Below are 14,860 nucleotides of genomic sequence, written 5' to 3' on the forward strand. Positions count from 1 at the left end.
TTGTTACAAGCGACACATTGATGTCGACGCCCCTACTGGTTGTTCTGGCGGTTCAGGAAGCGCGGAATATCGAGCGGATCGCGTGATTCCTCGTCGCCTTCTTCACCTTCTTCATCGGCTTTATTATTTCCGCGTGTCAGGTTGGACATCCGTTCAAACAATGTACCACCGCCGCTGGCGACCCGTGGTGCTGGCTCGGCTGATGCCGGTGCTTCTTCTTCCACCGGCTGCATGGCATCACCGCCGAGAACCAGCTCTTCCTCTTCCGGTTCGTCATCACTGACCATACCGGGTGTCAGCGACGCGAAAGATGGAGCAGCAGCGGTTTCATCTTCCAGCTCATCATCATCCGAATAAGTAGCCGTCGGAGCGGGAGCAATCTCTGGTTCTGGCTCCGGTTCTGGAGCGGGCTCTGGTTCAACGACCATTTCCGCCTCAGAAGTTTCAAGGCTTTCTGCCATGTCAAGAACGGGTTCTTCCTGGGCTTCTGCAACCTCTTCAACTTCAGGCTCTTCCTCTTCTGCAGGAATACTGGATGCGAAGGAAGATGCGGCCGGCGCCGGGCTGCTCATTGCAAAGGACGAAGCCGTCGATGGCGCTGCGACAGAACCGTCGCTGTCAATGCCCGTCGCCACGACGGACACGCGGATGCGACCATCAAGATTTTCGTTAAATGCACTACCCCAGATAATATTGGCATCGGGATCGACCAGCTCGCGAATATGATTGGCGGCTTCATCGACTTCCATCAGGCGCATATCTTCACCGCCAGTAATCGAAACGATAACGCCCTTCGCGCCCTGCATCGAAACACCATCGAGCAGTGGATTGGCAATAGCTTTTTCTGCGGCTTCCAAAGCACGGCCGTCGCCTTCGGCTTCGCCAGTACCCATCATCGCCTTACCCATTTCGTGCATCACGGAGCGGACGTCAGCAAAATCAAGATTGATCAGCCCGGGCATGACCATCAGGTCGGTAATGCCGCGAACGCCTTGTTGCAGCACTTCATCGGCTAGCAGGAACGCTTCCTTGAACGTCGTGTTCGGATTGGCGACGAGGAACAGGTTCTGATTGGGGATAATGATCAGAGTATCCACGTTTTTCTGCAGCTCTTCGATACCGGCATTGGCCGATTTCATGCGCCGTGTGCCTTCAAACGTGAACGGCTTGGTAACAACGCCCACTGTCAAAATGCCCTTGTCACGCGCCGCCTTGGCAATAACCGGAGCAGCCCCCGTGCCGGTGCCGCCGCCCATGCCGGCAGCGATGAAGCACATATGCGCTCCGTCCAGAGCCTTCTCAACCAGCTCGAGCGTTTCTTCCGCTGCTGCGCGTCCGACTTCCGGACGAGAACCAGCACCAAGACCTTGGGTAATCTCAGGTCCAAGCTGAATGCGCTGTTCTGCAGGAGAGCTGTTGAGCGATTGTGCGTCGGTGTTACTGACGATGAAATCAACGCCTTCCACTTTGGCTGCGATCATATTTGCAATGGCATTGCCGCCCGCACCGCCAACGCCAATAACGGCGATCCGTGGTTTCAACTCTTCCACTTCAGGTGGGCCAATATTGATGCTCATTTTACTGTCTCCCCAGACATAAACTCGATGTGTAACATTTGGGTAACGCTTTGCACAAATTTGATGTTGGAATCACCCCAAAAGTTAATTTTTTTCGTAAATTCTTAAAAATTCCCCCGGATTGCCGACATCAGCCGTCCAATTACCGCAGAACCGGCATATTTGTGGACGTTTTGATGGCTGCTGGAAAGCGATCTGAGGTCGACGGGTTCCTGCGCCGCATAAAGCGCCAGCCCAGCCAAACCGGCGAAGCCCGGACCGCTATGGGCATCGGGCAAAGCTGTTAGTCCGGTAGGGCGACCGATCCGCACGGTTTGACCCAGCGCTGATTGCGCATAATCCGCAATGCCTTTCAGTTCCGCACCGCCGCCGGTGAGCACAACCTGCCGTCCGACCGGTCCGGTAAACCCGAGTTCCTTTAGCGTCTTGCCGATCTCACCGATAAGATGGTCCAGCCGCTGACGGATCACACCGATCAGCTGCGCCTTGGTGATACGGCCATCTTCATCGGCTTCCGGCCCGGTCTGATCCAGTTGCAGATCGATGACATCGTGGTTGTCACGCGGGCTGGTCGTGGCCGACCCGTGGAAACACTTGATCCGCTCCGCCTGTGCCCGCCGCAAACCAAAGGATGATGCAATATCATCAGTAATATCTGCTGCGCCATAGGGCAGCGTGGCAAGACCAACCAGCATCCCGCCGGCAAATAGCGAGACATTGGTAACCTCAGCCCCCAATTCGACCATCGCGACGCCAAGCTCGCGCTCTTCTTTAGACAGACAGGCTGTGCCCGCAGCAATGGGAGACGCGATTATCGATTTCACGTTGAGATGCGCGCCGCGCACGCTCATGTCGATATTGCGTACCGGTGATGCGTCGGCGAGAATCACGTGGATATCCACGCCCAGACGGTCAGCATGCAGACCCTTGGGCTTCTTTACCCCGGCAAGCCCGTCAATCGTATAGAGCGCAGGCTGTGCGTGCAGAACCATCTTGCCCTGCGGATCGATGCTGTTGCGTCCGGCTTTCAGCAGATGGTCAATATCCTCCTGCTCAATCCGGTGACCACCCAGTTCTGTTTCGACCGAGGTCAACATGCTGGTCAGGCCGCCAGCAGAAAAACTCACCCACACATCATCAATATTGGTACCAGCAATACGCTCGGCCTGCTCCACCGCATCGCGGACATCCAGTTCGGTTCGTTCGGTATCAGCAATATAGCCCCGTTTCACGCCTTTGCTGGCGCGCTGCCCGGTTCCCAGCACGGTGATATCACCATTGTCCATCCGACCAGCGATCATCGCTGTAATTTTGGACGATCCGATATCCAAAGCGGTAAAAATCTTTTCTACCCGTGCTGCCATTAGTCTGTTCCCTTATATCCTTTTTGCTGCCTCATGGTGCCCCCAATCGCCCCCATTTTGATAGCGTGTTGTTTAACCCTCTGGTTCCGGCGATGTTTCCACCTTCGGCGGCATCCGCAGATAAGCCCGCTCTGAATCGCGCAGATCGAAATGCACAACCCCGCGTCCCAGCAAGCGATTAACCCCGTCCATCCGGGCAAAGTTTAACAGCGCCGCCGCTGCTGTCTCTTCGCCTTCCGGCAAGGCCAATGTTTCCCCGCTCTCAAATTCCAGGTTCCAGCGCCGATTACCGATCCAGGTCGCGCCCGTCACCATCGGACTGAGTGCCGGTGCAACGTCCAGTAGCTTGGTGAGTTCCGGCACGCGTTTATTGGCTTTTTTGCCCACGATCACGGGCAGGTCCGGCATTTCTTCCGGCTGTATCTGCTGCAATGGATATCCGGTCTGGTCGATCAGGGACAATTTGCCATCGCGCTGCCACACGGCTGCTGGCTCCCGCTCGACAATCTCTACCACCAACGTATCGGGCAAGCGGCGCGAAATCCGGGCATCCTTGATCCAGCCGTTACCCATCAGATCATCCCGCACCTGATCAATGTCGACCAGCATCATGGAACGGTCTTTCTGTGCCAGGGTGATTTCATAGACTTTCAGTTCGTCGATCCGGTTGACGCCTGTGACTTCAACCCGCTTCACCTCAAATCCTGCGGCACCGACGGAGGTTGCAATCTGGCTACTGATCCGCTCGTTGATACCGGTATAGTGAGCGACGCTATAGGCGCCCAACACGAACACGCCGACCAATCCCCAGGTCAGACCTTTCTGTACCTGTGCCTCCGTCACCGGCATGGCGCGGAGGATCCTGTCAAAGATCGACACTTGGCGGACTTTTTTCTTGTTCACCTTGCGGGGTTTACCCTTGGACTTTTTATTTGTCCGCCTGACTGATGCTGCTGTCATAGCGCTTCCCTCACAATCATTTCGACCAGTTCTTCATAGCTTATGCCCATTTGCTTGGCCTGTTCCGGCACAAGACTGAGCGGTGTCATCCCGGGCTGGGTATTGGTCTCCAGTACAAACAAGCCGTCCGCACCCAATTCGTCGTCCCAGCGATAGTCCGTCCGCGACGTTCCCTTGCAACCCAGAACCTGATGCGCGCGCAACGCATAATCGAGACAAAGTTTTTCAATCTCCGCCGGAATCTCCGCCGGACAGATATGCTCAGTCAGGCCTTCGGTATATTTGGCGTCGTAATCGTAAAAACCGGCCTTCGGTTTCAACTCAGTTACGCATAGCGCCTTGCCGCCAACAACCGCGGTTGTCAGCTCGCGTCCCTTGATAAAAGGTTCGGCGAGCAGTTCGTCAAATTCCTGCCACGGGCCGGATACGTCGCGGCCTATCGGATTGCCATAGTTGCCCTGATCGGTAATGATTGCCACACCCACCGATGAGCCTTCGTTCACCGGTTTCAGGACATAGGGTCGCGGCAATGGATCGGCTTCAAAAACATCCTTGCTCTTTACCATTTTGCCTTCAGGCATGGGAATACCGGCCGGAACCAATTGCTGTTTGGTCAGTTCCTTGTCGATAGCAATGACGGAGGTCACGCGGCCGCTATGCGTATAGGGAATCTGCATCAGATCAAACATGCCCTGGACCGTCCCGTCTTCGCCGGGACAGCCATGCAGCGCATTGAACACGACATCGGGCTTGATGCTATCAATGACCATAGCAACGTTACGATCCATATCGATGCGCGACACCCTATGGCCGTTTTTCTCAAGCGCATCGGCGACACCGTTGCCGCTCATCAGCGAAACCTCGCGCTCGGCAGACCAGCCGCCCATCAATACCGCAACATGGAGTCTATCGGTCATACTTCATCCCCCACGCGCTGAATCTCCCATTGCAGGTCCACGCCGCTATGCTCCTTCACGCGCCGACGCACTTCTTCGCCCAACGCTTCGATATCTGACGACGTAGCACCACCGAGGTTGAGCAGGAAATTACAATGCTTTTCCGATACCTGTGCCTGACCGATTTGAAGACCGCGGCAACCGGCTTCATCGACCAGCTGCCATGCCTTGTGCCCGTCGGGATTCTTGAAGGTCGAACCGCCGGTTTTGGAACGCAGCGGTTGGGACGCTTCACGCTCATCGGCAATGCGTTTCATTTCTGCGCCAATGATTTCCGGATCTCCGTCGGTTCCTCGTAGCGTAGCGCTGACCACGATAGCCCCTTCCGGCAACTCAGAATGGCGATAGGTATATCCCATGTCCGCCAGCGCAATGGTTTTCAGCTCGCCGGTTCGCAGGACAACGTCCGCGCTTTCCAATATGTCACAGACTTCCCGGCCATAGGCACCGGCGTTCATCCGGACGGCACCGCCAATTGTGCCCGGAATACCGCGCAAGAATTCCATGCCCGCAATGCCATGATCGCGTGCCATACTGGCAGCGGAAATTCCCGGCGCGCCGGCACCACAAATCAGTGCATTGTCAATTCCGAACCGTCCCTTGCCGACGGTTTCAATCCCGGCAAAGGCCTTGCCCAGACGGATAGTCACACCACGTTTTCCGCCATCGCGAATGATGAGATTGGACCCTAGACCCAGGGGCCAGACGGGAATGGTGGGATCGAGATCGCGGAGAAATTGCTGGAGATCGTCCACATCCTTCGGCGCGAAAAGCCATTCTGCCGGACCACCGCTTTTGAACCAGACTAGCGGTGCCAGCGGCGCTTCGGCCGTCAGCTTGCCACGGGTTTCGGGAAGAGCTGTCGCGACCGTCATGATCGTGCTGCTTTCATGCCATCGGCCAATCCCGCAGCCCATTTGGTAATGTCTCCGGCGCCCAGACAGACAATCATGTCCTTGTCTTCCGCCACCTCGGCAAGTCGTGCCGTCAAATCCGCTTCATCTGCAACGGTTTCGGCAACTCTGTGTCCACGTTTGCGAAGCCCGGCAGCCAGTGCTTCGCTGTCCACACCCTCAATCGGTTCTTCGCCAGCGACGAAAACCGGCGTGACATAAACCATATCCGCGTCATTAAACGCTTGCTGAAAATCCTCCATATGATCGCGCAACCGGGTGAAGCGATGCGGCTGCACCACTGCGATGACACGTCCCTCCGCGCCTTCGCGAGCTGCGGAAAGCACGGCGCGGATTTCGACCGGGTGATGGCCGTAATCGTCGATGATCGAAACACCGTCCACTTCATCCACTTTGGTAAAGCGCCGTTTGACGCCGCCAAAATGATCAAAGCCGCTGGCTATCTGTTCGTCCGTCATGCCCATTTCGAGGCCCACAGCTACCGCAGCAATCGCATTCTCGACATTGTGCCGCCCCGGCATGGGCAGTGTAATGCCTTCAATTGTCCGCGTCTCGCCATCACGATCGCGAACGACCACATCAAAGCGATTGCCGCCGGGAATGGGCGTGACATTGACACCCTTCACATCAGCCTGCGCGGAAAAACCATAGGTGATCAGCCGCCGGTCGCGAATGCGCGGCAGGATCGCCTGTACTTCGGGATGATCAAGACAAAGGATCGCGGCACCATAAAAGGGCACATTCTCGATAAACTCGACAAAGCTGTCCTTGATCTTGTCGAAACTGCCATAATGATCGAGATGTTCGGGGTCGATATTGGTAACAACCGCAATCGTCCCATCGAGACGCAGGAAGCTGCCGTCGCTCTCATCAGCCTCAACGACCATCCACTCGCTGTCACCCAGACGCGCGTTGGAACCATAGCTGTTGATGATGCCGCCATTGATCACGGTCGGATCAATTCCGCCAGCATCCAGCATCGCCGCAACCATCGAGGTGGTCGTGGTCTTTCCATGTGTGCCAGCAATCGCGATGGTCCGCTTCAGCCGCATCAGCTCCGCGAGCATTTCCGCACGCCGGACCAAGGGGATACGGTCTTCTAGAGCTTTCTCCACTTCGGGATTGCCGCGTTTCACGGCGGTAGATGTGACCACCACGGCCGTCCCGACGACGTTCTCGCCATTCTGGCCGATCATCACTTTGATACCCTTGGCGCGCAGGCCTTCGACGATATAGCTATCAGCTATGTCGGAGCCCTGCACCTGATAGCCAAGATTATGCATGACCTCGGCAATGCCGGACATGCCGATACCGCCGATGCCAACAAAATGGATTGTGCCAATATCTGTACCGACACCTTTCATCGCATGCTTTCTTTCGCGAGATTGTCCTTTGCGAGTGCTGGGCCCGGATTGGGAGCCAGCTGGAGTTTTTCCTTCTTCACCTTCAGCGTCTTGGAAAGCGGCGATGTTCCAATGCTCTCCACCAGATCGGCCAGATCACTCACCGCATCGGGCCGACCACATTTACGGGCAAAGCGCGCCGCATTTTGTAGTGCATCCGGACCAAGGGCCATTTTCTGCATCTGTTTGGCCAGTTCCTTGGCCGTAAACTGTGGCTGCGCAATCGCACGCGCACCGCCGGCGGCGACCATCTCGCGGACATTCTGGGTTTGATGGTCATCTGTCGCAATCGGCAGCGGGATAAGGATCGCAGGACGTCCTGCGGTTGTCAGCTCGGCGATGGTTGACGCCCCTGCCCGCCCGATCACAAGATGCGACCAACCAAGGCGCTGCGGCAGGTCTGGCAGATAAGTAGCCAGTTCGGCCGGAATGTCATGCTCGGCATATTTTTCGCGGACCCGCTCGATGTCCTGCTCGCGGCATTGCTGAGTAACCTGCAGCCGGCGGCGTAGATGCATCGGCAACAGAGCCAGTCCATCCGGCACGACATCCGAAAGAATGGTCGCCCCCTGACTGCCACCGGTGACCAGCACGCGGAATATACCTTCCCCCGTAAGTGGTGGATAGGGCTCCTCGCGCAACGCGATAACCTCTTCACGCACCGGGTTTCCGACCAGATGGACCTTTTCCTCATATTTCGGTTTCAGCTTCAGGATATCGGGATAGGACGTGGCAATCGCATTAACCGAGCGCGCCGCCAAGCGATTGACCCGGCCTAGCACGGCATTTTGTTCATGGATGATTGTCGGGATATTCTTGCGGTTCGCGGCGAGCAGCGCCGGAAAGGCGGGATAGCCGCCAAAGCCGACAACAGCGGAAGGCTCGAACGTATCATAAAGCTGCATCGCCATCTTGCGACCCTTCATGATCGCGCGCGCACCCGATAGCCACCCGCGCGGGTCCTTGGTGATCCGACCGGCCGGCAGTACATGGACCTGACCGTCATCGACCATGCCGGGAATTTTCTCGCCGCGCTCATCAGTGATCAGCGCCACACGATGGCCACGCTGGACCAGTTCCTTGCCCAGTGCATAGGCGGGAATCATGTGGCCGCCCGTACCGCCGGCGGCGAGAACATAATGTTTCGTAAAGCTCATTTGGTCACCATCCCATTTGTGACATAAAGTGAGCGATCTAAATAGGGATTTCTGCGTGTAAAGGCCAGCAGCAGTCCAACGCCGAGCGACAGGGCCAGAAAAGAGGAGCCGCCATAGCTGATCAGCGGCAATGTCATGCCCTTGGAAGGAAAGAGCTGCAGATTCACCGCCATATTGATCAGTGCTTGCCCACCAAATTGCGCCGTCAGACCGGCGACGGCGAGGATGATGAAATTATCCTCCTCATCGAGCAGGCGCAGGAATACCCGTACCACAATGGCAAGATAGACCAGCGCGATCGCAACGCACGCGAGCAACCCGAATTCTTCGCCAATGACCGAGAAAATATAATCGGTATGCGCTTCCGGCAGTTTGAACTTCGCGGTACCAAGACCGGGACCTGTACCCAGCAGGCCGCCACCGGTCAGTGCCTTGTGCGCCAGCATCACCTGATCAAATTCATCGCCGCCGAAGAGCCAGGTATTGATCCGTTGTGTCGCCACCGGATAGAGAAAATAGGCCCCGACCAGTCCACCGATCCCGCCCATACTGATCGCCGCAATCAGACGCGCCGAGAGGCCGGAAATCATCATCAACACAAACCAGATACCGCAAAAAATCAGTGTTTGACCAAGATTTGGCTGCATCATCAAGAGCAGGGCAATCACCCCGGTTAGCACGAAAGACAGTGATATCACCGGAAGTGAAGGGTCCTTGACCCGCAAGGAAAGCAGCCAGGCCAGCGAAACGGCATAAAAGGGTTTGAGAAACTCTCCCGGCTGGACCGTGGCGAAACCATAGCCGATCCAGCGCTGTGCACCGTTAACCGTCTTACCGAAAATCGGCACCAGAAACAGCAGAGCAAAGGCGGCCACCCCTGCGATAATCGCAAAGCGCCGCGCCTGTTCCTTGGGTAGCATTGACACCACCAGCATAATGGGAACACCCACTATTACCCAACCGAGCTGACGATAAAAATAGTAAAGCGGATCAAGCGAAACCGCCGCAGTGCTGTGCTTCAACGCAGATACCGGCGATGCGGCCGCGACCGCGATCAGGCCAATAGCAATCAGCGTCAACATCAAGGCCAGCAACACCCGGTCCAGTTCCCAGAACCAGATTGCCAATGGCGAACGGTCGCTGCGCCCCAGACGCGATTCCAGTTGGAAGCGCTTCTTTTTCAGGCCTGCCGCAATTTCCGGCAACGGACCTTTAGAGGTTGTTCCATCGGTCATTCTATACTGCCCCCAGCCGCTGTTCCGATTAGATTATTTTCGATGACACTTTCTACCGCGTTGCGGAAACATTCGCCGCGCGCTTCAAAATCCTTGAACTGGTCGAACGAGGCACAGGCCGGTGACAGCAAAACCACTTCGCCCGGTTTGGCATTGGCTGCCGCATGCTGCACGGCGGTCAGGATCATCTCGCAAGGATCAACCGGCATGTGCGGCGCAAGCAATTCACCAAACATCGGCCCGGCATCACCAATTGTGTAAGCCTGGACCACGTTACCAAAATAGGGTTCGCACTCTTCAAGACTGTCACTCTTGGGCAATCCGCCAACAATCCAGTGAATTTTGGGATAGGCGCCAAGCGCGGGGCCGGTAGAAGCCGGGTTGGTTGCCTTGCTGTCATTCACAAACAGCACGCCTTCGGCCTCGGCCATCCGCTCCATCCGGTGCGGCAGGCCCTTGAAACTCGCCAGCGCGGGACGCCATTGGTGTTCCTTTATGCCCAGCACTTCTGCGGCGACCACTGCTGCAACCGCGTTTTCCAGATTATGCGGCCCCTGCAAGGATGGCCAGTTCTCCTGCCCTTCCAGAAAGAAGGCACTGCTGTCCATAATGTTTTTTACCCGGCCTTCCGCGCGTATGAGTTCCAAGGCAAGCTGTGTTTTTTCATCTGTGCTGCCGAAAATCGCAACATGGTCCGGGTCCATCATGTCGAACAGGCGTACCTTAGCCGCAGCATAGGCATCATAACTGTCATAGCGGTCAAGATGGTCCGGACTGATGTTGAGCAACATCGCCACATCGCAATCCAGGCTGTGTGTCAGATCAATCTGATAGCTGGACAGTTCCAGCACATAGACGCCGCCTGCCGCCAAGGGTTCCTGTGAAAGGATCGGTACACCAATATTCCCGCCCATATGCGTCGGCAGGGCTGCGCTCTGTATGATATGATGCAAAAGCGCGGTCGTCGTGGACTTCCCATTAGTGCCTGTAATCCCGACGACACGATGTGGCGGCAGGGACCGCCGTGCCTGAGCGAATAGCTCGATATCACCGATAATCTGCACACCGTCATCGGCGGCCTTGTCACGGATCGGGTGGGTGTTCAGCGGCACGCCGGGTGACACGACTATCGCATCATAGTCGCTAAGGTCCGCTTCCATTGGATCGGCAATAATGGCCTTGTCATTCGCCGCTTCGCGCAATTCTTCACGCGCGTCCCATGCCAATATTCTCGCACCGCTGGCGTGCAGTGCATCAAGCGTCGCCATGCCGGATCGCGCCAGGCCCAAAATGGCATAGCTCTTGTTGGCAAAGGCGGACGAACGCATCATCTGAGTTTGAGTGTTGCAAGGCCGGCCAGCGCCAGAACCAAGCTGATGATCCAGAAACGGATCACGACAGTGGATTCAGACCAGCCAAGCTGTTCAAAATGGTGATGAATCGGCGCCATGCGGAAAACCCGCTTGCCCGTCCGTTTGAAGAAGAAGACCTGAACGATGACCGAGACCGCCTCGAGCACAAAAAGCCCGCCAACAATGGCGAGGACAATTTCATGATGGATCGAAACAGCAATAGCGCCCAGTGCGCCGCCAAGGGCTAGGCTGCCGGTATCGCCCATGAATACGGCCGCAGGCGGTGCATTAAACCAGAGAAAGGCCAGACAGGCTCCGATGATACAGGCGCAGAAAATGGCGAGCTCACCCGCACCCGCTACAAAAGGAATGCCGAGATATTCGGAGAATACCGCGTTGCCCGACATATATACGAGAATCAAAAAGGTCGCACTTGCGATCGCCACCGGCATCGTCGCCAACCCATCAAGCCCATCAGTCAGATTCACCGCGTTGCCCGAGCCGACGATGACAAACATGGCAAAGGGGAAATAGAACCACCCGAGATTGACCTGCACATCGTTGAAAAACGGAACATAGAGATTGGTGCCAACCTGTTGGACAATGATCCAGGTTGCAAAACCGGCAACGACAAATTCCATCAACAACCGGACACGCCCGGGAACACCTTTGTGACTGGCTTTGCTGACTTTGTCGTAGTCATCCATGAAGCCTATCGCTCCGAAACCCAGCGTCACGAAGATACAGACCCAGACAAAAATATTACTCAGATCCATCCAAAGCAAAGTGGAGATAACTACCGAAAGCAAAATCATGAGGCCGCCCATGGTCGGCGTGCCTGCTTTTTTCAGGTGAGTAATCGGCCCGTCCTCACGGATAGGCTGACCCTTGCCCTGTTTCATCCGCAGCATGTTGATGAATCTTGGTCCAATCAACATGCCAATGAACAGTGCGGTTGCAACCGCTGCGCCTGAACGGAAACTCAAATAGCGAAAGACATTGAACAGGCCTTCAAATTCAAGCCATTGTGCCAATAGATAAAACATTAAAACTCCCCACTCACCAAAGCCGATACGACCTTGGAAAGCCCCAGATAATTTGACCCCTTGATAAGAAGGATGTCTTCGTCACTGATTTCCCCTGCGACTGCAGCCAGCGCTTCCGAAGAACCCGCGACATGAGATATTTTGAGAGAGTGATCAAGTTTTTCCGACGATAATTGTTCCAGCCGAGCTTGCGTATGGGCCATCTCGTCGCCAACCAATATGACGGCCTGTGCACCAGAGGTGATGATGTCTTCGACCAGTGCCTCGTGATACGCTTGCGCTTTGTCTCCCAGCTCGCCCATTGCGCCCAGAATGACGATCTTTTTGCCACCACAATTTTCGCGCGCCAACTGCGCCAAAGTAGCTTTCATCGACACGGGATTCGCGTTGTAACTCTCGTCAATCAAAAGCGTTCGCCCGCCATTTTTAAGTTCAATTTGATGGCGTCTGCCGCGACCATCAAGGCCCTGCAGCTCTGCCAGTGCCAGACCAGCCGCCGCCAGATCGCCGCCGACTGCACGAACCGCTGCCAATATGGCGAGCGCATTGGACACCCAGTGCTTGCCCGGTTCTGCAACCGTGAAACACAAGCTGCGATCCCCTTCGCCATCGTCGCTAAAACGGGCCGTTACCAGCGAACCGCCGCCTTGCGCGGGAACCACATCTATGGCGCGCACATCGGCCTGAGCATCGAAGCCAAAAGTCACGATCTTCTTGGTGCAACGCAGAGCAGCTTTACGAAGCCGCTGAAAATAATCGCTGTCGCGGGGAATGACAGCAGTCCCCTGGTGGGTCAAACCCTGGAAAATTTCGGCCTTGGCATCGGCTATCGCTTCCACGCCGGAAAAATGACCGATATGGGCTGGCGCAATCGCGGTGATGATCGCAACATCAGGCCGCACCAGCCGAGTGAGCTGCGACAGTTCACCCGCATGGTTCATACCCATTTCAAAAATTCCATATTGGCATTCCGCCGGCATACGCGACAGGCTCAGCGGAACGCCAACATGGTTATTGTAGCTTTTCACCGACCGATGGGACTTTCCCATGGACGCACGGTTCAAGGCTGCAAAAAGGGCTTCTTTGGTGCCGGTCTTGCCTACCGACCCTGTAACTCCAATAATCTTCGCATCGGTGCGGGCCCGGGATGCGATGGCCAGATCGTTTAACGCCTTCGTGGTGTCCGACACCAATATGTGGGGGCCATCAACCGGCTGGCTGACGACTGCGCCTGCACCGCCCGCGGCATAGATATCGTCAACATAAAGATGCCCGTCGCTCTGCTCGCCTTTCAGCGCGAAGAACAGATCGCCGGGACCAATTTCGCGTGAGTCAAAGGCGACGCCGTGGACTTCAAAATCAACACTGGCGTGTCCGCCGATCGCTTCGGCAATAGCAGAAGATTTCCACAGGGTGGTCATGCCGTCGCCTCCGATTGCGGCACGCCATTGCTTTCGCGAGCACATTCCCGGGCAACTTCGACATCATCAAACGGAATGACGCGATCGCCAATGATCTGACCCTGTTCGTGTCCCTTGCCGGCCAATAATATGATATCATCTGCTCCCGTTAGCCCAATGGCATGGGCGATGGCTGCACGCCGATCACCTACTTCCTGGGCACCCGGTGCACCCGCCATGATATCGGCCCGGATGGCGGCAGGATCCTCACCACGCGGATTATCATCAGTCACGATGGCAATGTCGGATAGTTCCGCCGCTACCTTGCCCATTTCAGGCCGCTTTCCTGTATCCCGATCACCGCCAGCCCCGAAAACCGTAATCAACTTCCCTTTGACATGGGGCCGCAGTGCATCAATTGCCGCATGCAGGCCATCGGGGGTATGAGCATAATCAACGTAAACAGGCGCACCGATTTTCGTAATGACAGCGCGTTCCAGCCGGCCTCGCACGGGCTGGACCCGCTGGAGATGGTCAACCACATCGTCCAGTGCTCCGCCGGTGGACAGAATAACACCTGCAGCGCACAGCACGTTGGCCGCTTGATAGGCACCGATCAGCGGCAGCGATATACGGTGGGTATTTCCCTGCGCCTTTACCATCAACACCTGGCCCAATTGGGTTGGCGTGCGTGACAGGAGGCGAAGCGATGTGCCTTGTTCGCCAACGGTGAAGAGGTTCAGCCCGCGATCCATAGCGCGTTTGATAACGGGAGCTGACCACTCATCATCCGCCCAGATAACTGCCGTACCAGCGTCCTGCACGACCTCGTCAAACAGCCGCATCTTGGCTTCGAAATAACTATCCATATCGCCATGATAGTCGAGATGATCCCGGCTAAGATTGGTGAACACACCGACATGCACAGGTAAACCTTCGGTGCGATATTGTGACAGGCCGTGACTGGAAGCCTCGAATATGGCGTGACTGACACCTTCGCGGGCCAGGCCGGACATGTTGGACAGAAAAGTTACGATGTCGGGCGTCGTCAGCCCGGTCTTGACCTGTTCATCAGCTGTCGTGACCCCCAGCGTGCCGATCGACGCACTGTTCAAACCGGCCATACGCCATAGCTGACGGGTCATTTCCGCAGTAGATGTCTTGCCGTTCGTCCCGGTGACCGCTGCAACATGTTGCGGTGTCGGGGTAAAGTAACGGGCCGCAATCAATGCAAAAACACGTCGCGGTTCTTCGGCAGCAATATGGACAGCGCCTTCAACCTCAGCATCAGGATGCGCCACAATCGCTAGCGCGCCGGCAGAGACTGCGTCTTCGATAAAATCCTCGCCGTTGACTTTGGTACCTTGAAAGGCGCCAAATATATTTCCCGGCGCGATCTTGCGATGGTCAATCGCAAAACCGGTGACATGAGCCTCACCTTCTTCGCTTTCCAATGCCGCGTCATTCAGCCCGGCGATAAGAGCAGATAATTTCAT

12 protein-coding genes are annotated in these 14,860 nt (G+C 56.2%); all 12 read right to left on the reverse strand.

The features are described 5' to 3' along the window. Positions 1–32 precede the first annotated feature (32 nt). The gene (gene ftsZ / locus DK507_RS17510; protein WP_109357564.1) at positions 33–1,577 is read right to left on the reverse strand and encodes a cell division protein FtsZ; all 1,545 of its coding nucleotides are present in this window, start codon (positions 1,575–1,577) and stop codon (positions 33–35) included. A 104-nt stretch (positions 1,578–1,681) separates the two neighbouring features. Next, positions 1,682–2,941: a cell division protein FtsA gene (gene ftsA, locus DK507_RS17515; protein WP_109357565.1), complete on the reverse strand. Its 1,260-nt coding sequence runs from the start codon at positions 2,939–2,941 to the stop codon at positions 1,682–1,684. Positions 2,942–3,013: 72 nt separating this feature from the next. Next, entirely contained in the window at positions 3,014–3,901 is an 888-nt protein-coding gene (locus DK507_RS17520) for a cell division protein FtsQ/DivIB (protein ID WP_109357566.1), read from the reverse strand. Then, complete coding sequence (locus tag DK507_RS17525; protein WP_109357567.1) at positions 3,898–4,818, reverse strand: D-alanine--D-alanine ligase; 921 nt, start codon at positions 4,816–4,818, stop codon at positions 3,898–3,900. The genes DK507_RS17520 and DK507_RS17525 overlap by 4 nt, the downstream gene beginning before the upstream one ends. Further along, a complete protein-coding gene (gene murB / locus DK507_RS17530; protein WP_109357765.1) occupies positions 4,815–5,732 on the reverse strand; it encodes a UDP-N-acetylmuramate dehydrogenase in 918 nt (305 codons plus the stop codon). Before murB ends, DK507_RS17525 begins: the two co-directional genes overlap by 4 nt. Beyond that, the gene (murC, locus tag DK507_RS17535; RefSeq protein ID WP_109357568.1) at positions 5,729–7,135 is read right to left on the reverse strand and encodes a UDP-N-acetylmuramate--L-alanine ligase; all 1,407 of its coding nucleotides are present in this window, start codon (positions 7,133–7,135) and stop codon (positions 5,729–5,731) included. Before murC ends, murB begins: the two co-directional genes overlap by 4 nt. After that, a complete protein-coding gene (gene murG, locus DK507_RS17540) occupies positions 7,132–8,331 on the reverse strand; it encodes an undecaprenyldiphospho-muramoylpentapeptide beta-N-acetylglucosaminyltransferase (protein WP_109357569.1) in 1,200 nt (399 codons plus the stop codon). Before murG ends, murC begins: the two co-directional genes overlap by 4 nt. After that, positions 8,328–9,566: an FtsW/RodA/SpoVE family cell cycle protein gene (locus DK507_RS17545; protein ID WP_109357570.1), complete on the reverse strand. Its 1,239-nt coding sequence runs from the start codon at positions 9,564–9,566 to the stop codon at positions 8,328–8,330. Before DK507_RS17545 ends, murG begins: the two co-directional genes overlap by 4 nt. After that, a complete protein-coding gene (gene murD / locus DK507_RS17550; RefSeq protein ID WP_109357571.1) occupies positions 9,563–10,897 on the reverse strand; it encodes a UDP-N-acetylmuramoyl-L-alanine--D-glutamate ligase in 1,335 nt (444 codons plus the stop codon). Before murD ends, DK507_RS17545 begins: the two co-directional genes overlap by 4 nt. Further along, positions 10,894–11,964, reverse strand: a complete 1,071-nt coding sequence (gene mraY, locus DK507_RS17555) for a phospho-N-acetylmuramoyl-pentapeptide-transferase (RefSeq protein ID WP_109357572.1) — start codon at positions 11,962–11,964, stop codon at positions 10,894–10,896. The genes murD and mraY overlap by 4 nt, the downstream gene beginning before the upstream one ends. Next, a complete protein-coding gene (gene murF / locus DK507_RS17560; RefSeq protein ID WP_109357573.1) occupies positions 11,964–13,385 on the reverse strand; it encodes a UDP-N-acetylmuramoyl-tripeptide--D-alanyl-D-alanine ligase in 1,422 nt (473 codons plus the stop codon). The genes mraY and murF overlap by 1 nt, the downstream gene beginning before the upstream one ends. Then, on the reverse strand, positions 13,382–14,860 hold the full coding sequence (locus tag DK507_RS17565; RefSeq protein WP_109357574.1) for a UDP-N-acetylmuramoyl-L-alanyl-D-glutamate--2,6-diaminopimelate ligase: 1,479 nt from the start codon (positions 14,858–14,860) through the stop codon (positions 13,382–13,384). The genes murF and DK507_RS17565 overlap by 4 nt, the downstream gene beginning before the upstream one ends.

The organism is Sphingorhabdus sp. EL138, from assembly GCF_900258045.1.
In the GTDB taxonomy this organism is placed as follows: domain Bacteria; phylum Pseudomonadota; class Alphaproteobacteria; order Sphingomonadales; family Sphingomonadaceae; genus Parasphingorhabdus.